17 protein-coding genes are annotated in these 21,983 nt (G+C 35.6%); 9 read left to right on the top strand and 8 right to left on the bottom strand.

The annotated features are described in order from the left end of the window. Positions 1 to 18 precede the first annotated feature (18 nt). Positions 19 to 1,134, bottom strand: a complete 1,116-nt coding sequence (locus tag EDF66_RS21100; protein WP_132844892.1) for a kelch repeat-containing protein — start codon at positions 1,132 to 1,134, stop codon at positions 19 to 21. 1 nt (position 1,135) lies between these two features. Beyond that, positions 1,136 to 2,059 (bottom strand): dihydrodipicolinate synthase family protein, encoded by a 924-nt coding sequence (locus tag EDF66_RS21095; protein ID WP_132844891.1) that lies wholly within the window; start codon positions 2,057 to 2,059, stop codon positions 1,136 to 1,138. Between the two features lie 302 nt (positions 2,060 to 2,361). Between EDF66_RS21095 and EDF66_RS21090 the strand changes: the two genes are divergently transcribed. Continuing rightward, complete coding sequence (locus tag EDF66_RS21090) at positions 2,362 to 3,057, top strand: FadR/GntR family transcriptional regulator (RefSeq protein ID WP_132844889.1); 696 nt, start codon at positions 2,362 to 2,364, stop codon at positions 3,055 to 3,057. Here EDF66_RS21090 and xseB read toward each other — a convergent pair whose 3' ends face one another. Both xseB and xseA read right to left on the bottom strand, forming a co-directional pair. Then, positions 3,058 to 3,273, bottom strand: coding sequence for an exodeoxyribonuclease VII small subunit (gene xseB / locus EDF66_RS21085; RefSeq protein ID WP_132771700.1), 216 nt, complete (start codon positions 3,271 to 3,273; stop codon positions 3,058 to 3,060). It lies immediately after the preceding gene. Beyond that, positions 3,263 to 4,531, bottom strand: a complete 1,269-nt coding sequence (xseA, locus tag EDF66_RS21080) for an exodeoxyribonuclease VII large subunit (RefSeq protein ID WP_132844887.1) — start codon at positions 4,529 to 4,531, stop codon at positions 3,263 to 3,265. Before xseA ends, xseB begins: the two co-directional genes overlap by 11 nt. 105 nt (positions 4,532 to 4,636) lie before the next feature. Between xseA and EDF66_RS21075 the strand changes: the two genes are divergently transcribed. Next, on the top strand, positions 4,637 to 6,406 hold the full coding sequence (locus EDF66_RS21075) for a serine hydrolase domain-containing protein (protein WP_243656109.1): 1,770 nt from the start codon (positions 4,637 to 4,639) through the stop codon (positions 6,404 to 6,406). A gap of 5 nt (positions 6,407 to 6,411) precedes the next feature. Beyond that, on the top strand, positions 6,412 to 7,569 hold the full coding sequence (locus tag EDF66_RS21070) for a dipeptidase (RefSeq protein WP_132844886.1): 1,158 nt from the start codon (positions 6,412 to 6,414) through the stop codon (positions 7,567 to 7,569). Here the strand turns inward: EDF66_RS21070 and EDF66_RS21065 are convergent. Both EDF66_RS21065 and EDF66_RS21055 read right to left on the bottom strand, forming a co-directional pair. After that, entirely contained in the window at positions 7,566 to 7,844 is a 279-nt protein-coding gene (locus EDF66_RS21065; protein WP_132844884.1) for a DUF1294 domain-containing protein, read from the bottom strand. The genes EDF66_RS21070 and EDF66_RS21065 overlap by 4 nt on opposite strands. A gap of 649 nt (positions 7,845 to 8,493) precedes the next feature. Next, entirely contained in the window at positions 8,494 to 8,994 is a 501-nt protein-coding gene (locus tag EDF66_RS21055) for an RNA polymerase sigma factor (protein ID WP_132844881.1), read from the bottom strand. A gap of 97 nt (positions 8,995 to 9,091) precedes the next feature. Here EDF66_RS21055 and radA point away from each other — a divergent pair, with 97 nt between their 5' ends. Further along, positions 9,092 to 10,477 (top strand): DNA repair protein RadA, encoded by a 1,386-nt coding sequence (radA, locus tag EDF66_RS21050; protein ID WP_132771694.1) that lies wholly within the window; start codon positions 9,092 to 9,094, stop codon positions 10,475 to 10,477. Between the two features lie 51 nt (positions 10,478 to 10,528). Here radA and EDF66_RS21045 read toward each other — a convergent pair whose 3' ends face one another. After that, entirely contained in the window at positions 10,529 to 11,212 is a 684-nt protein-coding gene (locus EDF66_RS21045; protein WP_243656108.1) for a peroxiredoxin family protein, read from the bottom strand. Positions 11,213 to 11,783: 571 nt separating this feature from the next. Between EDF66_RS21045 and EDF66_RS21040 the strand changes: the two genes are divergently transcribed. From EDF66_RS21040 to nagB, 3 genes are all read left to right on the top strand, one after another. Beyond that, positions 11,784 to 12,536 carry a DUF2490 domain-containing protein gene (locus EDF66_RS21040; protein ID WP_165902485.1) on the top strand — a complete coding sequence of 251 codons (753 nt, stop codon included), beginning with the start codon at positions 11,784 to 11,786 and terminating at the stop codon, positions 12,534 to 12,536. A 286-nt stretch (positions 12,537 to 12,822) separates the two neighbouring features. After that, positions 12,823 to 13,974 carry a methionine aminotransferase gene (locus EDF66_RS21035; protein WP_132844878.1) on the top strand — a complete coding sequence of 384 codons (1,152 nt, stop codon included), beginning with the start codon at positions 12,823 to 12,825 and terminating at the stop codon, positions 13,972 to 13,974. Positions 13,975 to 14,110: 136 nt separating this feature from the next. Then, positions 14,111 to 16,030, top strand: coding sequence for a glucosamine-6-phosphate deaminase (nagB, locus tag EDF66_RS21030; protein ID WP_132771692.1), 1,920 nt, complete (start codon positions 14,111 to 14,113; stop codon positions 16,028 to 16,030). A gap of 129 nt (positions 16,031 to 16,159) precedes the next feature. On the opposite strand, the gene EDF66_RS21025 is transcribed toward nagB, so the two are convergent. After that, positions 16,160 to 17,056, bottom strand: coding sequence for a helix-turn-helix domain-containing protein (locus EDF66_RS21025; RefSeq protein WP_132844877.1), 897 nt, complete (start codon positions 17,054 to 17,056; stop codon positions 16,160 to 16,162). 166 nt (positions 17,057 to 17,222) lie between these two features. Here EDF66_RS21025 and EDF66_RS21020 point away from each other — a divergent pair, with 166 nt between their 5' ends. Continuing rightward, positions 17,223 to 20,276, top strand: coding sequence for a SusC/RagA family TonB-linked outer membrane protein (locus tag EDF66_RS21020; RefSeq protein ID WP_132844875.1), 3,054 nt, complete (start codon positions 17,223 to 17,225; stop codon positions 20,274 to 20,276). A gap of 10 nt (positions 20,277 to 20,286) precedes the next feature. Next, positions 20,287 to 21,798 (top strand): SusD/RagB family nutrient-binding outer membrane lipoprotein, encoded by a 1,512-nt coding sequence (locus tag EDF66_RS21015; RefSeq protein WP_132844874.1) that lies wholly within the window; start codon positions 20,287 to 20,289, stop codon positions 21,796 to 21,798. Positions 21,799 to 21,983 lie beyond the last annotated feature (185 nt).

The raw sequence follows: 21,983 nt of genomic DNA, 5'->3' as shown, positions 1-21,983 counted from the left end.
TTGGTTTATATTTAGATGTTATCTAATGGTACCTGTTAATATTCCTGCAGATCGAATGCCTGCTTTAATTTCCCCCGATGGAATATAAACTTGTTGGTCATGAAAGACAGCAGTTGTGGTAACAGGTGATCCTGTCGGTAAAGTGCTGGCGACATGCCATTTGTTTAGTTGGTCATCATATTGCAAAACATTTTTGGTAAAACCTGGATGATTGGATTGCACGATTGCTTTATCTTGTATTAATTTTTCTCTTCGATCTGGAGCTGTTTCTTGTGCTATATCTAGAATTAACTGTTCAACTTTGTGAAACGTTGAACCATTATCACCGCCAATTAAGAATAGGTTACCTTTATTATCTGCGAATCCTGTTCCTGCAGAAAGCGCTTCTGGCAAATCGGCGATCTGGATAATCTCTTTTGTTTTTAAGTTAATTTTATAACAGGTTTTATATAATGTACTGATCGCATTAAGCTGTCTGGTACGCCCTCCAAATAGATAAAGAAAGTGATCTTTAACAAGGGCTACCGTATGTGTTAATGGATATGGAAGGTGCATATATTCCTGCCATTTTTGATCGTATAGGTATATTTTATCTGAAACAAGCGTTGCATTTTCTCCACCTATTAAATAGAGTTTGTTGTCGTTTGCCACCAGACTTGCGTTGCTTAAAGGAAGTGGAAGATCGGGGAGTTGATTTACTTGGAAGCTATTCTGTTGTGCGTTCCAGGCATAGATCTGAAATTGTGACGAAGCTCCCATTTCATTTTCTCCACCTGCGGTATAAATTCCCTCTTCTTGACTGCAATTTGCGGCATATGCAGTGGAAGTATTAAGCGAATAAGTGTTTGTTAACTTTAAATGATGATCCTTTATGGCATAAATGTATGCTGTATGCTGGTATTTTTTTATTCCTCCTTCCCAAGGCATCTTTTCTGGAAAATTTGCGCCACCAGCGATCAGTAAATGATCACTGTGGATTCCTACAACAGGTCCTGCAACACCAAGTTGCACTTGACCGGTAATCGTTTTGGGTAGAGAGTCCGAAACAGACCAAGTGATCTCTTCTACATTTTTTGTTGTGCTACATTGCATAAATAAGAGTGTGCTTAAGATAAGAGGAATAGTTTTCATCATGTTATAAAGTTGATTTGAAACTTGAAAAATTTAGCGATGCAACATCGGCTTTAAATCTTTCAAAATCTTTTTCTGTCATATTGCGGACAGGTAATCTAAACGTTCCACAATCTAAACCTATGAGTTTCATGTAAGATTTTCCGACAGCAATACCACCATACTTTCCTAATAAAGTGATCATATCAATTGACTGTTGCTGTAAGGCATTTGCTTTTTCAAAATCTCCCTGATCAAATGCATCAATTAATGCTCGATAAAGAGGAGCAGCATAATTATAGGTGCTTCCCACAGCTCCTTTGGCACCAACGACTAGTGCTGATAACATGTTTTCATCTCTGCCCCATAGCATATCATATTTGCGATTGGCAAAATTTAGACATGAGAGATAATCCATAAAGTCCTCATGTGTATATTTTATTCCTACAAAATTGGGAATTTTACCATCAATTGCTTTCAGTAAATCGATCATTGCAAAATTTCCTCCTGTTAATACTGGAATATGATAGTAATAGAATGCTGTTTTAGGCGCAGCCGCTGCAATTTCCTCACAACATTTCGCTAACTGTTCTACATTGGCAGGTTTAAAATAGAAAGGTGAAGTAAATGAAATGCCAAACAAACCGATCTGTTCAGCTTTTGTGGCAAGTAAACAACATTCTCTAATATTTGTTCCACCTACTAGGGTAAGTACTTTAAACTCTTTATCACCGGCAGTTGCATCTGCCCAAGCTTGCATAATAGCTACTCTTTCATCAAAGGTTAATGAAACACCTTCGCCCGTTGACCCACAGATAAATGCACCAGCTACCTGATTTTGTTTCAGTAACTGATAATAAGCAGGGATAGATTCAAGATTTAAATCACCATTTGCTAGCATTGGTGTGAAAGGCGCCGCAATTAAGCCCTGTAATTTGTGATTATTCATGCGTGTAAATATTTTTTTATAATTGGTATTTAAATTATTTCCTTTTATCATTTGTGTGACATATTCCATAGGATCAATTAATAACGTATTTTAATTTATTTATGAGTTACGCACGATATTGTTACTCTTGACGTTGTTAGCAACATATGCTATTTTGATTAAAAGCACAATAAAGCATTATGTCATACATTTGAATGATTAAAATTATTCTTTTATCTCTACTATAGCAAGTAAATGATAAAAAAAAGTGTAACATTTGTACAGACTAAGATAGATGGTGAGAAATTATAATAAAAAGTCCGATGTTAGAGAAATTTGAGAGCATTGATACTTCAAGTTTAGTAGACAAAGTAGAAAATCATATTATTGATTTAATTAGAGCTCGTAATATTCAGATTGGAGAGTCATTGCCAAAGGAATTGGAGCTTTCTGAAAGTTTTGGTGTATCTAGAACTGTTATTAGAGAGGCTCTTTTACGGTTACGTATAATGGGGTTAATTGAGTCACGAAAAAATAAGGGAGCAGTTTTGACGAATCCTAACTTATTGACTCCTTTAAAAAAAGTTTTTCATCCGGCTATGCTGGATGATGATACGTTGAAAGATATTTTTGAAATGCGGCTCGCTTTGGAGGTCGGAATGGCGGAATTAATTTTTGACAGAGTAACGGCAACTGATATTGCTGAGCTGGAAGAAATTGTTGAAATGGAGATGAGAAATAGTGACGGACGATCATTCCTTATACAGGAAGAAGTCGCTTTTCATGGAAAGCTGTATAAGATTTCAGGCAATAAGATGCTCATGGAATTCCAGGAGATGTTACTGCCAATTTTTCAATATGTGCACGATGGTGGTTTATTGAATCAACAATTTTTTTCCAATGATTTTATTTCGCATAAGCAATTGATTGTATTGCTGAAAGAAGGAGATGTTTCCTCCTTTAGAGATGGGATGCGAAAACATCTCGATAATCATTATCATCGCTTATTGAAACACTAGTTATTCTTCTTCATTTTCGATAGGCGTCAGATTCTTTAATAAAAGATTGACCTCTTCTTCAGTGGATGTTAACTGTGCTCTACAAATTTGAATCAATATTGATGCTCTTTTAATTTTTTCGGAAAGCGCATCAATATTTGTATTACCTGTTTCAATTTCCTGGACGATTTTTTCTAATTCTTCAAATGCGTCGGTATATGTATATTTATTTTCCATTTTTGTTAATTTTTTGAGTTACACTGATAATCTCACCATCCCAAACCTGCGTTGTCAATATATCGTTATCTTTAATCTGATCGACTGATACAAGAAGTTCTCCATTCACCTGTGTAATGGAATATCCTTTTTTTAGAAGTCTGACTGGATCTGCCAATTGGATCATTTTTTCAAGATGATCCAAGGTGGTAAATTTTTGACGGAAGATGTAAGCAATATTTATTTTTAAATCCTTTTCAAATGAGTTTAAATCGACTTTCGATTGCTGAATTGATCGCTGTGAAGACCATTTAATATCTGATGCAAGCGATTTTAATTTTTCATTTTCACCTTTAAAAATCGTTGTGGTGTTTTGCAGTATCCGCGTTGTCAGTTGATCTAAAGGAATGGCGAAATTATGAAATTTTTGAATTAGAAAATCTGCTAATTCACTTGGTGTGATGGCGTTTTTATAAGCAACCATCTCGCTCACAGTTAGATTGGTAGAATGACCGATGCCAGTTAAAACGGGAAGTGGAAAGATTGCAATCGCTTTAGCCAATAAATAGTTATTGTAGCTGGAAAGGCCAACTTCCCCTCCGCCACCACGAATAATGGCAACCGCATCGTAAGCATCGGAGCGATCTGCAATGACTGATAATTGTTTGATGATTGACGGAACGGACTTGTCCCCCTGCAATAAGGCGGGATAAAGGGTTTGTTCTATTTTATATCCCCATGGGTTTTGATTGATAATTTTATAGAAATCGGATAAACCCTTACTAGTTTCGACAGAAATAATTGCCAGCCGCTTGGGTAAAGTGGGAAAAGGTAGATTTCTATTTAAATCAAAAATCCCATCTTTTTTTAGTTTATTGATACTATTTATTCTTTCTTTTTCTAGTTCTCCTAAAGTGAAAGTGGGATCGATATCGACAATTCGTAAACTTAAACCATACATCGGATCATAAGAAATGCTAGCTTGAAATAACATGGTAATTCCTTCTCGCAAAGGTTCTTGCGCAATTTTGAGAAACTGCGTGTTGATTCTTTGGTAGTCTGCTTTCCATAAAATGGATCGGATCTCGGCCACAATCTTTCCTTCTGTCTTTTCGACAAGCTCCGGGTAGCAGTGTCCAGAATGAGAGTAATGATTGAGTTTATTCATTTCTGCTTTGATCCAATACAAACTCTTATAACGCTCAGCAATAGTTTTTTGGATGCTACGCGTTACTTCTAACAATGAAAAAATGGTTCTATTTTCTACTACCTCCGGCATATATCAAAGATAAGATTATTAAATGTAAATATTTTGATCATGCGTTTTTGTGCATGATTGTATTTCTTTTATTTGTACATTTACATATAAACCCTTTTTAAACAGATGATGATAAGTAGAATAAAACTTCTAATTGCAGGGATTTTTGCAGTAGGATTTCTCCAAATGAATCGTGTAAATGCGCAATATAAATCGACTATTAAAAATGAAACCGTTCTTTTTAATAATATCGACGCTGTACTTCCTTTAGGTAAATTGGACAAGTATACGATTACTGTTTGTACACAGGATTCTAGCTTATTCCGTGATTTTAATGATCAGATATCCCGTTATGCTGCTGTAACTTATGCAGGTTTGGGGAGTTTTGATGAGCAAGTTAAATATAGCAACCTTGTTATTGTGGCCGTTAAGTCTGAAGCATTAACATTTCCATTTATAGAACAGCTTGTTCAAGCAAAAATGAATAATAAGAAGATTATTCTTGCTGTGTTTGGAAAGGGGGATGTATTGTCTTTGCTGAATAATGTGAAAGTCCCAATTTTGTGGAATGATCATTTTTCTCGCGAAACGCAGAATAATGCAGCTATGACAATTTTCGGGGGGCTATCTGCTTTTAATAAACTACAGAAAACTTATTCCAGCAGTTTTATGAAAGGTATGGGTGAAGCGACTAGTCAGACTCGTATCCAATATGCAGTGCTCGCGAATGATGAGATCAACATCGATCGATTAAGTAAAAAAATTGATGAAATAGCAGCGGAAGCAATCGCTGAAAAGGCAACACCTGGTGCTGTGGTCATGGTCATTAAGAATGGTCAGGTCATATTTGAAAAAGGCTACGGATATCATACTTATAGTAAAAAAGAACCAACAACTATTCACAATATCTTTGACTTGGCTTCAGTAAGTAAAATTGCGGGTACTACTCCTGTAATTATGCGTTTGACCGAACAAGGGATTGTTGACTTAGATAAGCCTATCGGGGACTACCTTTGGCAGGCTAAGGCTACAAATAAAAAGGATATCCGATTAAAGAGTGTGATGTTACATGAAGCCGGATTTACACCTTTTATTCCTTTTTATAGAAATTTAAAACCTGGCGATTTACAATCTTATGATTCACCGACTCATCATGTGAAAGTGGCTGATAGCTGTTATCTGGTCAATAATTATTACCGGGATGTCATGTGGCCTGAGATGTTACATTCGGAGGTGAAGCCTGAAGGAAATTATGTCTATAGTGATATCAGTATGTACGTGATGAAAGAGGTTGCGGAGCATCAAACTGCTATACCGATGCAAAAGTATGTGCAGGATAATTTCTATCGCCCATTAGGTATGAAGACCGCTGGTTATAACCCAAGGGATCGTTTTGCAAAACAGGATATTATTCCGACGGAACAGGATACTTCCTTTAGAAAAGTGCTTTTGCAGGGATATGTTCATGATCAGGGAGCGGCAATGGCCGGTGGGGTAGCGGGACATGCAGGTCTATTTGCGACTGCAAATGATTTGGCTATTTACGGACAGCTGTTATTAAATAGAGGTGAATATGGCGGAGAACGTTATTTTGAGGCAAAGACAGTGGATCTGTTCACTTCAAAACAATCCTTAACAAGTCGTAGAGGCTTAGGTTTTGACCGTTGGGACCCGAATCTGAAAAATGAGTACCCGTCAAAACTTTCAAATGCAACTGTTTATGGACATACGGGCTATACAGGTACTTGTATTTGGATTGATCCTGCTAATCAGCTGGTCTATATATTTCTGTCAAATCGAGTTCACCCTCAGGTTTCGACTAAATTACTTAACCTCAATATCAGAAGCAGGATTCAAGATGCTATTTACGAAGCTATAGCAGCAGGTAAAAAATAGTTCTTATGAAAAATTACATTTTACCATTGGTAATCATGTTATCAGGGATTGAAATTGTGAAGGCGCAAGATTATGAAGCTATTCATCGGAAGATGATCGTTGTTGACGGCCATAATGATGTGATTATTACATCTATCTTACCCGGTCTTGATATCAGTCAGCGATTAACGGTAAACCATACTGATATTCCAAGATTGATTGAAGGTGGTATCGATGTACAGGTTTTTGCGGTATGGTCGGATGATAAAAAATGGAAATCTGGAGCATTTAAACATGCTAATGATCAAATTGATGCTCTTGAAAAAGTGCTAAACAGAAACCCCGATAAGATTGAGCTTGCTAAAAATAGTGATGACATTGAGCGTATTACAAAAAATGAAAAAGTAGCAGCGCTTATCGGTATAGAAGGCGGAAATATGATAGAGGCTAATATTGATTATTTAGAAGCTCTTTATCATCGAGGGGCCCGGTACATGACGCTCACTTGGAATTATAATTTATCTTGGGCTACTGCGGCCGCTCAAGAGTTCAAGACGACATCACAGGATGGTAAGGGTTTATCATCCTTAGGTAAGGATATTGTTAGAAAAATGAATAAACTGGGCATGATGGTAGATTTATCTCATGTTGGTGAAAAGACTTTTTATGATGTATTGGATGTCGCGACCAAACCGGTACTGGTGTCGCACAGTAATGCTTACAAATTAACTCCTCATTTCCGAAATTTAAAAGATGCCCAGTTGAAAGCTCTGAAGAAAAATGGGGGAGTGGTAGGTGTTAATTTTTACTCTGGTTTTCTGGATAAAAATTATGAAAAGCGTGTCAAAAAATTGTACAAGAAGCAATTTGGTCTTCAAGGCGATTATACCCTCTCTGCTTCTGATCAATATGGGGTATTGTCTGTGGAAAATAAACATATTGCAGATGTGCCTTTGTCTTTACTTTTGGATCATATTGATTATCTGGTGCAAAAAATTGGTATTGATCATGTTGCCATCGGATCTGACTATGACGGTATAGAGTCAGCCCCTCGAGGATTAGAAGATGTAAGTAAATTACCGAATTTGACAAAGGCTTTACTGAAAAGGGGCTATGATCAGTCGGACCTTGAAAAGCTTATGGGATTAAACTTTTTAAGAATACTAAAAGAAAATGAAAACTAGATCAAATGATGATAATTAGCATATCCATAGACACCCCCTACCTGTAGAATAACAATAATAAAAAAGGGAAGCAGAAAGCTTCTCTTTTTAGTTTTATGGCGAAATAACTGCATGCCAAGAAACCCTCCTAAACTACCCCCAATGGCACAAAAGCTTAGCAGTGTTTTCTCCGAGATTCTATTGGTTTTATTTATCGCTTTTCGTTTATCTAGATAAAAAAGCAAAAAAGTAAGAAGATTAACGAAAACAAGATAGAAAATAATAGTCTGTCGCATAGTTTGTAAAGGTAATAATAGATTTCTTTTTTCTAAGATTCCTCTTCTAAGCGTGTTAACTCTTCGTAGTTATGATTCAATTTTTTGAGCAATCTTCTGTAAACGATTTTATAGTAAAATTTTATAATGGTAATAAATATTAGAGTAATTAGAGCAATTATTACCGCTAGGAGAATTATCATTACAAAGTTAGTCCCCCAATGTACATCTGCATCGATTTTTCTTATAATTATTTCTAAGAAAGCAATTACAAAAGCATATATAATGAAATATATATTAAATTTTATATAATTTTCGACGTGTTTTCTCGTGGTAATGATATTAATTAATAATTCTTTAGTACTGCTTTTATTGGATATGTTGGAGTACGAAGTAAAAAAACTATATATAAAATATCCTATACCAATATAAAATACCAGTTCTGACACATACCCTAAATATTTAAAAAAGGCCGATTCCTCTCTTTCAGAACTCGGAAACATAAAAGATAAAATAATACCTAAGCTTAATTCGATGAGACTGATAATAAATATCCATTTCACGATTGAAGTGGAATTTTTATGTAGTAATGATTTTATTTCAGTTTGATTAATTTTGGTGAAATTTGTATTCTTTAACCACTGTTTTTTTAATTGATCTAACTCATCCATTACAAAGCCCCTTTCTTTTTTAAAATCTCTTTCAATTTTGTTTTTGTTCTGTTCATTTTAACGCGAGCATTCACTTCGCTGATGCCAAGTGTCTCAGCGATTTCTGTATAATCCCTATCTTCCAGATAAAGGTATATGAGTGCTTTTTCAATATCATTCAAATGGTGGATCGCTTCATATAAATATTGGAGCTGATCATCTTTTTCTGGATCGTATTCCTCGTATGATATTTTTTCTAAATTTTGGTCCCAGGGAATAATTGGTAAAGTCCTTTTTTTGTTTCTAAATAGGGATATCGCTGTATTTAGCCCAATTCGATATGCCCAGGTGCTAAATTTTGCCTCGCCTCGGAATTTAGGATAAGAATGCCAAAGTTGAATCGTTATTTCTTGAAAAAGATCTTTATGCATATCCTCTTGATCCGTATATATTTTACAGATTTTATGTACGATATTTTGATTTTTTTCTAAAAGGATGATAAACTCCTGTTCCAAATTCATATTCGATAAGTCGATAACTTCTGATTCTTGTTACAAAATATTGTAAGATTTTTTAATAACCTAAATGTTGCCGTTTAAAAAGTGGTAAATTCGTACAATGGCAAAGACAAAATCAGCATATTTCTGTCAAAGTTGTGGATTTGAATCCGCAAAATGGCTTGGGCAATGTCCTTCATGTAAGCAATGGAATTCTCTAGTAGAAGAAGTGGTCGAGAAATCAGGATCTAAAGTCCCTGAATGGCGCAGTACATCGGTAACATCGTCACCCAAGCGCGCAAATAAAGCGGCTGTTATTCATGAAATCGTCTATCAGGATGAATCACGTATCCTGACACCCGATCAAGAGTTTAACCGTGTCTTGGGGGGCGGGATTGTTCCAGGTTCTTTGGTTTTAATTGGTGGAGAACCGGGTATTGGAAAGTCTACGCTGATGTTGCAACTGGCATTATCCATTCCGCAGGTAAAGACTCTTTATATTTCAGGAGAAGAGAGTGAGCAACAGATTAAAATGCGGGCGGAACGGTTGTCACAATCATCTAATGCGAATTGTTATATCTTAACAGAAACGTCTACACAAAATATTTTTAAACAGATAGAAGTTGTGCAACCCAATGTAATCGTGATCGATTCCATTCAGACCCTGCATTCGTCGCAGATAGAATCTGCGCCGGGTTCTGTGTCTCAGGTTCGGGAATGTACAGCAGAGTTATTGCGGTTTGCCAAAGAAACGAGTACTCCAGTTTTAATTGTTGGTCACATTACTAAAGATGGATCTATTGCGGGACCTAAAGTTTTGGAGCATATGGTCGATACTGTTTTACAGTTTGAGGGCGATCGGCATCACGTTTATCGTATCTTGAGAGCTGTGAAGAATCGGTTTGGTTCGGCCTCAGAGCTGGGTATCTATGAAATGCAGGGTTCAGGTCTGAGAGAGGTTTCCAATCCCTCTGAAATTATGATTTCGCAACGCGATGCTCCGGTTAGTGGGGTGTCTATAGCAGCAATGCTGGAGGGAGCACGTCCTATGATGATTGAGGTGCAGGCCTTGGTTAGTAATTCTGCTTTTGGAAATCCACAACGTACATCCACTGGATTTGATACTAAAAGATTAAGTATGTTACTTGCTGTCTTGGAGAAACGTTTTGGTTTTAGATTGAGTGCGCAAGATGTCTTCTTAAATATTGCAGGAGGACTAAGAGTGGAAGATCCTGCTATAGATCTAGCAGTCATCGTCGCTATTATTTCGTCACAACAGGATATTGCTGTAAAAACAAACATCACTTTTGCTGGTGAGGTCGGGCTTTCTGGAGAAATTCGTGCTGTAAATCGAATCGAGCAGCGCATCGCTGAAGCTGAGAAATTAGGTTTTGAAGGAATCTTTATTTCTAAGTTTAATACAAAGGGGTTAGATCCTAAAAAGTATAATATCGCTATTCGTCCGGTTGCAACTCTTGAGGATGTATTCCGAGCTCTTTTTGGTTAACATGAGCTATAAATAGAAAAGGGAACGATTATTAATCGCTCCCTTTTCTATTTATTTTAATACTTCTTTCAGTTTCTTATTCAACTCCTCACCATGTATATTTCTGGCTATGATTTTTCCAGAAGGATCAATCAGCACATTTTGTGGGATAGCTTTGACGCCGTATAATGTTCCAACATCATTTTGCCAACGCTTTAGGTCCGAAACATGTTTCCAATGTAACTTATCGGTATGAATGGCCTTTATCCAAGAGTTTCTGTCTCTATCAAAAGAAATTCCTAATATTTCGAAGTTTTTATCTTTAAAGGTCGCGTAAGTTTTGACTAAGTCAGGACTTTGCACCCGACAATCAGGACACCATGAAGCCCAAAAATCTAATAGCACAAACTTCCCTCTGAAATCGGTTAATTTAATAGGATTTCCTGTGGTATCATTCTGTGTAAACTCGGGAGCTAGTTTTCCGATTTCGACTTTCGAAAGTGCTTCAAGATAAGTTTTAAATTCCTGACCTTCTTGTGAATTTTTAACGTTTTTGCCTAAGGTGTTATATAAGCTTTGTAATTCTTGATATTCAGGCGTATAGCCACCAACTCTTCTTAAATCTACCAATGTAGAAATAGAATCTGGATTGGCTTTTACACGAGCGATATAATCCTCTTTAGTTAACTCTTTCTTCTGTGCGACCACTATAAGGGGTAAGCAAAATAAGAAGTATATAAAAAATTTTTTCATCATTATTTGAGCGTTTTGAATACAAATATAATATAATCTATCATTTAGGTAGATTATATTTGTTTTTTATACATTCTTTTTACAATTGATTGCTTAGCTATCCAAATCTTGTCATAATAATTGCTGAATTTTCATATTCAGTATTCTATATGATTAAATTACCAGTAAGATCTTTTCGGAAAAACGTTCTTTACGAGCTAAATACTTTTTGCCTAATGCGTTGCTTATAAAGGCTGTCAGTTAATTTATTAATGGTGAGGTTGCTAGTGTTTTAATAATCCGGAAGCTTTTGTAACTAAATTTATATACAAACAATGTTTAATTAAGTTAAACATTGTTTAGCAATTATATATATTTGCTTTCACTAATTAGAACCTTAATCCATCAAATTCTGCACAGTATTATGTTACCTTGCTTATTCATAAAAAACATATATGTATTCCATTATAGACAGCGATATGGTGAACGTGCAGCAGTTTGTAATTTAAATGTTTTAAAGTCAAAGATTAATAAAAGCCTGCATCGCATAGCTGTTGAAAGCTTTAATAGGTTTATCAAAAATGCAATGTCTTACATGATGGGATTACTATTTGTTTCGGTTATGTTCCATATCATTGCATTGCCAGTCGCTGTTTACGGCCAAACTAAAAGTTATAATCAGTTTTGGAACGATTTTCAATTTGTGACACCAATAAAGGGAAAGTGGAGTAATGAAATAAATATTGGACAGGTATGGACTAGCCTATCAGGAGATGATGATCCTTTTCACTCCAATGCCCAGCTATATGCCAGGGTCTGGCTTCATTACTCGCTTTCAAAGTTTAAGCTTTCAGTATTTACTGGTTATAACCATAATCCGGAGATTAAGCTTATGGAGCAGGATGGCCTTCCTGAAATCAGGTCTGCAGTGCAAGGGATTTATTATTTTATAAAGACTCCATTTACATTATCAGGGCGGCTTAGGATAGAAGATCATCTTGATAGGAGGATTGAACAGGGATTTGACGAAAGTTTCCGGGTAAGAAGTCAGGTGAAATTGACAAAAACACTAAATGCAACGGAGATTGCAAAAGGATCAGTTTATCTCGTGGCTTCTGAAGAAGTTTTTACCCAGACGGCCGCGGACGTTTTTGAGTATCCAAGGTTTGGAAGCAATAGGTTAACAATTGGTTGTGGATATGCCTTTACGAATGATTTTTTAGTTGAAATGGATTATTCTAATGATTACTATCCCAATAAGAATCATCAGCTTTCCTACCACACTGTACAGGTAAACTTCAGTTGCTACAACTGGCTTAAAAACTTAAAGAATACATTGCTCAGATAGTATTATGTTGGGTATGACATGCGATATACTCATTTGAATAACATAACGGAATTATCCATTGGAATGAGCTTTCGCAAACTTTATACTCTTATCTGACGATGATCTGTTGTTCCTGTCAGTCGGATAGGTTCGTGTCTCAAAATTTTCTTAGGGTTATTTTGAACATTTAGATTATAAAAAATATAATCTATTGCTTTTGTAGATTATATTTGTTGTACATTAATTTGTGCAATTGATTGTGAACTATTCCAAAATATTATCTTAGCATTTGTTTATTCTGACTATAATGAATTCAACCTTTCAATCTAAGCTTCCACGTGTGGGAACAACAATTTTCAGTAAAATGTCTGCGCTCGCGCAACAGTATGGTGCACTAAATCTGGCACAGGGTTTCCCTGATTATAATACTGATCCACATTTAATCAATCTTGTAAAGGATTATATGAACGATGGGTTTAATCAATACGCATTAATGCCGGGAGCCTTGCCCTTACGTGAAAAAATAGCCTTGAAAGTTATGAATACCCATCAGATAGAGGTCGACGTTCAGGATGAAATTACTGTAACAGCGGGAGGGACTCAAGCTATTTTCACCGCTATAGCTACAGTTGTTCATAAAGATGATGAGGTCATTATATTTGAACCAGCATATGACTGTTATGCCCCAACTGTTGAATTATTTGGAGGAAAGGTTATACCTGTTGTTCTTTTAGCACCTGATTTTACTATTGACTGGAATTATGTCAAAAGTCTAGTGAATGCCAGAACGAAATTGATTATTATTAACAACCCTAATAATCCAACTGGTCGACAACTGGAACAGGATGATATCGAGGCATTAGCTCAGATCGTATCGTCGTCGCAAGCATTTGTATTGAGCGACGAAGTGTATGAACACCTCGTATATGATGGCAGAAAGCCCTATTCTTTATTAGCGCATCCCTTACTAAGACAAAGAAGCTTTGTCATTGCATCTTTTGGAAAACTACTGCATGTGACTGGCTGGAAGGTCGGATACTGTATAGCACCCCTTGAATTAACGAGAGAATTTCGAAAGATCCATCAATACAACGTCTTTAGTGTCAATGGTGCAGTTCAAATGGCTATTGCCAAGTATCTGGAAGATCCACAAAGCTATTTAGGTTTAGGAGACTTCTTTGAACAGAAAAGAAACTTCCTGATTGCTGGAATATCATCTTCCAAATTTACCGTATTACCGAGCAACGGAACTTATTTTTTGAATGTTGATTACAGTTCAATTTCGCAGGAACAAGACCTCTTATTTGCGGAACGTATGATCGTCGAAAATAAGATCGGATTAATTCCGATTTCAGCGTTTTATACGGCAGATCCAAATCAGTATATTTTGCGGATTTGTTTTGCTAAAAGATCTGAAACGCTCATTCAAGCCATTGATTTACTTAATAATATTAGATAATACTTCAAATAAACGTTTTAGCAATCGTGTGCATTTGCATTTTTGCTATAAACGATTTAAAATCTTATAAAATATGGTGAATAAGCTACAATATTTTATAAATTTGTAATTCACCCTATCAATACTAATTCTAATAATGGCTAGATTAAATTTATTGGAAGAAACACGCTTTGAAAAAGTTCCTGTAAGTGTGTATCCTGATCCAAGCACAGCTTCCAAAGTTGTTGCAAAGCGTATTGCGGACATCATTCGCAAAAAGCAAGAGAATGGCGAAAATGCAATTTTAGGTCTTGCTACTGGTGCAACACCCGTTAAAGTTTACGCTGAATTAATCCGTTTACATAAAGAAGAAGGTTTAAGTTTCAAAAATGTCATCACGTTTAACTTGGATGAATATTATCCGATGCAGCCAGATGCCGCACAGAGTTATGTGACATTCATGAATAAGAATCTATTTGATCATGTTGATATTGAGAGAGCAAACGTTAATATTCCTGACGGAACATTAGCAGTAGATGCGATCAATGCCGCTTGTGAAGCTTATGAGCAAAAAATTACTGACTTAGGTGGTTTAGATATTCAAATTTTAGGAATTGGTCGTACAGGTCATATCGGTTTCAATGAGCCGGGATCTGCTCCTAATTCGGGTACACGTGTTGTCACATTAGATGATTTGACACGTCGTGATGCTTCTCGTGATTTTGGTGGTAAAGAAAATGTACCTCGTAAAGCAATTACGATGGGTGTCGGTACTATTTTTAAAGCTCGGGAGATCATTTTGATGGCCTGGAGTGGTAACAAAGCTGAAATCATTAAGAAAGCTGTAGAAGGTGAAATCTCATCAGAGATTCCAGCAACTTATTTGCAACTGTCTGATAATGTAGAATTCATTTTAGACACAGAATCAGCTTCGTTATTAACAAGATTCGATTTGCCTTGGTTGGCTGAAGATATAGAATGGACACCTGTTTTAATTAAAAAAGCAGTTGTTTGGTTGTCTTTGGAAATTAAGAAGCCTATTCTGAAACTGACAGAAGAAGATTATAATAATCATGGTATGGCTAAGTTGGTAACCCAATCAGGTCCTGCTTACAATATCAATATCCGTATTTTTAATGAATTGCAACATACCATTACTGGCTGGCCAGGTGGTAAACCAAATGTTGATGATTCACAAAGACCTGAGCGTGCTAATCCGGCTAAGAAAACTTCAATTGTATTCTCTCCGCACCCTGATGATGATGTAATCTCTATGGGTGGTACATTTATTCGTTTGGCAGATCAAGGACATGATGTACATGTTGCTTATCAAACTTGTGGTAATACAGCTGTTTGGGATGATGATGTTATCCGCTATTTAGAATTTGCAGAAGATTTTGCAAAAGAGATGGGAATTGATGCATCAAAAATTTCAACGTTGTATAAAGAAAGCCGTGAGATTTTTGAAACTAAAAAACCAAACCAGATCGATACAGAGATTGTTCGTAAGATCAAAGCATTAATCCGTAAAGGAGAGGCTATTGCTGGCGCTCGTTTTGTAGGTTTACCAGATACAAATATCCATTTCCAAGACTTACCTTTTTACGATAGACAGAAATTCTCAAAAGATGTTTCTTTCGAAGATGATATCCAGCAAACAATGGAATTATTACGTCAGGTAAAGCCACATCAGGTATTTGCTGCAGGAGATTTTGCGGATCCACATGGAACACACAAAGTATGTTTTAATATTTTATTTGAAGCATTGAGACGTTTAAAAGCGACTGATGAGTGGACCAAAGATTGTTGGTTATGGTTGTACCGTGGAGCTTGGCATGAGTACCCAATTCATGAAATTGAAATGGCTGTTCCATTATCCCCACAAGAGGTATACCGCAAGCGTTTGGCTATCTTTAAGCACCAATCACAGAAAGATCTTCCAGTTTTCCCTGGAGATGATCCTCGTGAATTCTGGGTACGTGCAGAAGATCGTACCAGCGAAACTGCAGAATTATATGATCAATTGGGATTAGCTAATTACGAGGCAATCGAAGCTTTCGTAAGATGGGAATTCTAATTATATTGAATAAGTAATAAAAGGCTCTCCGTTTTAGGAGAGCCTTTTTTGTTTTATTACTGACTATTAGAATTATCGCATTTAAGGAGATAATGGTATTGTATTCTATATGGTTTCCACAATTTTGCATTAAATATAAATCATCGCAATATCTTTAATTGCGAGATAATTGTCTATGAAAACTGCAAATAAATATCTTAATGCATTGGGTGTATATCCAAAAAATTTCTTAAAAGCTGTAGTAAAATGAGTCGCATGTCTATAACCCAACTGCTGACTAATTGAGCTTACCTTGACATCTTTTTCTTTAAGCATCAGTTTCGCCTTATTCATTTTACAATCAACTATAAAATTGAATACTGTCATTCCATAAAATTGCTTAAAATGTTTTTTGAGGTATTGTTCATTAGTTCCGACAATTCTGGCCAATTGAGAGATCGTGAAATTCTGACTCAAATTGGACTCGATCAATCCTTTAGCGGTCTTTATCTTTTCCATATCAATATCTCTCAATCTTGTACTTTCTGTTTTTGTAGATAATTCTAAGTAGGCGACCAATTTGCAGAATATGTTTAGAGATGTCCCTTTATAGAATGTAGATAGGAGAGACTCTGGAAGTTGCGTATGAATAAGACCTAGAGCATTGCTATGAATGGATGGGACACGAAAACATCTCAATGTTGATGAAGATTGAAAGAGTTTTTTTATCTTTTCTTGATTACCAAGTTCAATTTCACTGTGCTTTAGAAACCCAGCCTTAAATGTCAGTATACAAATTTTTGCTTTCTCATTTTTTGCGATCAGAAAGAGATCCAAACCTTGTGAATAATAAAAGCAAGAATGTTTTTCTTTAAGCTCAATCTCTTGTTGGTCCAAAATTATAGTGCTGGTTTTAGCCATAGAAATAATGAGAACCGAACTGTTGTCATCAATTTTGAGACGAGAAAATTCATCATTTAAAGCTAAAAGCTTTATTTCATAATCTATGTTATTGTATAAGGAGATGTTTCTATCCTCTTGATTCATATTGTGCTTATTATTATAGTTGCCACTTAATTTCGGATTGTTAAGCTTGTTTTTCGGATCTCGTCACTCCACTATTTATAATTAATCTAATTTTGCACTCAGTTATTTAGACTGGTTCTAAAGACAAAGATATAAATTTTTACATGTATTAACTAAAAAGTGAAGGATGATAAAAAATTACTTTTCAATTTTACTGCTATTGCTGCTGGCCACATATTCTTTGGATTTGTTGGGACAGACTCATGTTACATTAGCTGGACGTGTTTTAGAACAAGAAAGTGACGAGCCTATTAGGGGCGTTTCTGTTTCTGTAAAAGGGAATGAACGTTCAGGAAGTGTGATAACAGGTTCCCAAGGTAGCTTTAGGATTCAGGCACATCAGGGACAAAAATTAATTGTTTCCCACTTAGGATATTTGCCGACCGAAATTTTTATTGATAAAGATTGGTCAGATCGTATTATTTACCTAGCAAAAGATAACAAACAGCTCTCAGAAGTAGTTGTTACTGGAGCACTTGGTATTAAAAGACAATCCAGAGAGCTTGGCACTTCTGCTCAGTCTGTTAGCAATGAGGAGCTTAATCTAGGTAAAGTTGTAAACCCATTACTTGCTTTGTCTAGTAAAGTTGCTGGATTGCGTATCAATGCAACTGATCTAACAACTGGTAAAACTGATCCAGGCATTCAGATTAGATTAAGAGGTACCCGGTCTTTAAACAGATCTAAAAATGATCCTTTGTATGTTGTAGATGGAGTTCCTTTACCAGATATTACACGTGTTAACCCAAATGATATTCAGGATATTACTGTCCTTAAGGGTGCGAATGCTGCCGCCCTTTATGGTTCTGAGGGTGTAAATGGTGCTATCATGATCACGACAAAATCTGGAAAATCAGATCGAGGTCAAATTAATTTTAGCAATAGCACAACTTTTTCTAATGTATTTTTATTACCGCCGGCGCAAGTGGAATTTGGACAAGGACAGAACGGGATTTACAGTCCAGTAGCTAATGAATCTTGGGGTGATAAGTTTAATGGAGAAGAGAGAGACTTTGGTCTTCCAATCAATGGATTACAACCGACTAAACGATATGAAGCTCCTAGTAAAGATAATCGCTTAGGATTTTTTGATACAGGAATTACGACCCAAAATGATCTATCGTTTTCGGGTGGAGATAGTGAAAGCTCATATTTTATGTCCTTACAGGATGTGCGTATCAAAGGAATTATTCCAGGAGATAAATCAAGTCGTACTGGAGCCCGATTTAATGGTTCTCGTCGTTTTAACAAGCTTAATACTTCATTTAACGTAAACTATGTCTTTTTTAAGAACAATACAACGAGCGATGGGCCTTGGCTTTCTGTATATACTCAGCCTGCAAATATTGACTATAAGGACGCTAGAAATTGGCAAAATCCAAGTTCTCCAAATAATCCTTTAAATTGGTATAATCCTGTTGCAAGTACAAGAAATCCAATTTTCATGGCTGATAACAACAGAAATACTTCCGATCAACATACCTTAAATTCAAAATTAGAGTTTAATTATGAATTTGCAGACTGGTTTGATGCGACTTATAGAACAGGTCTTTATTTCCAATCTGAGCCAGGTCGTGTAACAAATCGGAAATTAACATCTAGCGTAGCAACACGGAATATCAATGGATCTGTTAATGATACTCATGCCGGATTTACAAGATTCAATAATGACTTGATTTTAAATTTTCATAAGGATTTTGGTGATTTCACGACTAAGTTATTAGTAGGTCAAAATGTCAGAATGGATGAAAGAAAACAAATAAATGTAAGTGCATCAAACTTATTATTTGAAGATATTTTTAATCAAGGATCTAGAACAGGAGAGTTGACAGGAGGCTCTACAATAACAAAATACCGATCATTGGCTACATATGGAGAATTTACTGCAGGTTACAAAAATTATTTGTTTTTGACTTTGACTGGTAGAAATGATAAAGTTTCTGTGTTAGACCCCAATAATAATAGTTACTTCTCGCCAGGTATAAGTTCTTCCTTTGTATTTACAGATGCAATTGAAGGTTTGAAAAATAACAGCGTATTAAATTATGGACGTGTTTATTCATCTTATAATAAGACCGGTAATGTTACATTGGATCCTTACAGATTAAATTTAACATATAGTCAGACAGCAGGATTTCCTTATGGAAGTTTGGTCGGATTTACGCCTTCTCTATCAGAACCCAATTTATTAATTAAGCCAGAATTTGTAAAATCTTATGAGGTAGGTCTTCAGCTGGGATTCTTTAATAATAGATTGAGTACAGATATTGCTTATGCACATTCAGATTCTGATGGACAGATTTTTAATGCCGGGATATCAAGTGCAACGGGATTTAACTCTACAATTGTCAATGCAGGACGGATGATCAATAAAACGCTCGAAGTTATGATCAATGGAACTGTAATTAAAAATGATAAAGTGAAGTTGGATTTGGGTTTTAACTTCAGTTATACAGACACTAAAGCTAAAGACCTATTTGCAGGAGATGAATTTAACATCTTTAGACAGGCTTATGCGCTTAAAGATCATCAATATCCGACGCTTAGGATGACAGATTTCTTAAAAGAAGGAGGTAAAATAGTACTAGATAAGGATGGTAATGTTATTCCTTCAGATGAAGAAGTTGTATTGGGTACAATGGTTCCTCCATACCTTTTTGGTTTTTCAACAAAACTCTCTTATCAGTCCTTTACATTAGGTTTTCAAATAGACTCAAGATTAGGAAGCTGGATGTACTCAGAAGTATTTCCAAGAATGTATGCAGCAGGAACACATATTGAGACTGTGAAATATGATAGACAGCCGTTTATTATGCCAAATTCTATGGTTCGACTTGCGGATGGAAGTGTTGTGGAGAATACCGATGTATATTCTAAAGGAGACAAAGCTTGGTGGACCGCTTATGGAAATATTCAGACAACTACTGCTGCAAAAGCAGACTTTTTAAAATTAAGAGAACTTTATGTTGGATATGAATTGCCTGCAAAGTTTTTGGCCGGACAGAAATTGTTTAAAAAAGCAAGCATCGGTTTTGTTGGCAATAATTTGTTCATTATTAGACATTCTTCCAATAAAATTGGTGATCCCGAAGCACTGTACAATCAAACGGATGGTTATGCGAGTTTCAGACAGATCCCAACGTCAAGGTCAATGGGCTTCAATATTAATATGACTTTTTAAAAATACGAAAATGAAATACAATATTAAAAAGATAGGGTTAATGAGTTTTGCATTTTTCACATTGACTTCTTGCAAAGATTTTTTAGATGTAAATGTTAACCCGAATTCCCCAATTAAGGAAAATCTAAGTTTGAATGCTAAACTTCCTGCAGCATTGGTGACATCAGCGGCATATGAAGCTACTCAATTAAACCAGATCGGAGGTCTTTGGGGAGGATATTGGGGTACTTCAAATGAAGGAATTAATTCTTTTGGAGCTCTCAAGATATATAATGGCCCAGGAATTAGAGATACTCGTGATGGATTGGCTGTTTGGGAATCGACTTATAATAATTTGTTTTATTATAAAGAAATATTAGAACAGGCGGAAATAGAAGATGCTAAATTTTATTCAGGAATAGCAAAGATTATGATGGGATACCATTTTTTTATACTTGTTGATTTCTATAACAATGTGCCTTATGAGGACGCCCTAAAAGGGTCTAAGATTTTGCACCCAAGTTATGAGTCCGGAAAAGATGTATATAAAAAATCTGTAGATCTGATTACTCAAGGTATAGAAGAAATTAAAGTTGCCTCTTTGCTTCCTGCAAATGATGATGTTGTATTCAAAGGAAATAAAACGAAATGGGCAAAATTTGGAAATACGTTGAAATTAAGAGCGTTGTTAAGACAGTCTGAAGTTTCGAGTCAAGCATCTTATATTACAGAGGAAATTGCTAAAATTACAAAAGAAGGTTCTGGCTTTTTAGAAGAAGATGCTAGTGTAAACCCAGGTTTTTTGAATACAGCATCTAAGATTAATCCATTCTACGAAACCTACTATCGTAATAATTCTGGAGTAGCTGTAGCTAATTATGCTAATATACGCCCTACTCAATATCTTATTGGAAAATATAAAGAATTTAATGACCCGAGATTGGCTCAAAATTATATGAGTATAAACGGAGACTTTAAAGGGGTTATTTTGGGAGAAAATATGATAAAAGATGAGTATGCAGCAGTTAATACTTCGTCTTTAAAAGGACCACATGAGAATGGGAACCAACCAGCAGGAATAATTAAATCTTTCAATCAATCTATTGTTTTAATATCATTAGCAGAATCTAATTTCTTGCGAGCAGAAGCAGTTGAAAGAGATTGGATAACAGGTATAGCAAGTCAATTATATCAAAGTGGGATACAAGCATCATTTAATTATTTGTTCAATGTTAATAATTATAATGTACAATCTTATATCAACCAGACTAATGTGAACTATGCGACTGCAACGAATAAGATTGAGCGTATTATCACACAGAAATGGTTAGCTCTAAATAATATTAATAACATTCAGTCATGGAATGATTTTAGAAGACTCGGATACCCTAACTTCCCTAACTCTGTGTCTTCTCCAGTGCCTAATGGGTATCCATTGCGGTTTATGTATCCTGAAACAGAAATCAATACGAATAACCAAAATGTGGTAAACCAGGGTGATAATGGAGTTTTAACCAATAGAGTATGGTGGGATGCTAATTGAGTTCTTTTGTTAAAGAATCATAAGAAAACAAAAGACTTCATCATAAATACAAAAAAGCCAATCGAAAAAGATTGGCTTTTTTGTATTTTGTGTCCCGTCCTGAAATAAGTTGACATCTAACTCAGCTTATTATGAAAAAAGAACTAAAGAACAATTTACGACGGAGTCAGCGAGATTATAGCCTA

Source organism: Sphingobacterium sp. JUb20, assembly GCF_004342035.1.
Taxonomy (GTDB): domain Bacteria; phylum Bacteroidota; class Bacteroidia; order Sphingobacteriales; family Sphingobacteriaceae; genus Sphingobacterium; species Sphingobacterium anhuiense.
The sequence above is the reverse complement of the archived record's forward strand: the minus strand, read 5'-3'. Positions and strand labels throughout refer to the sequence as shown.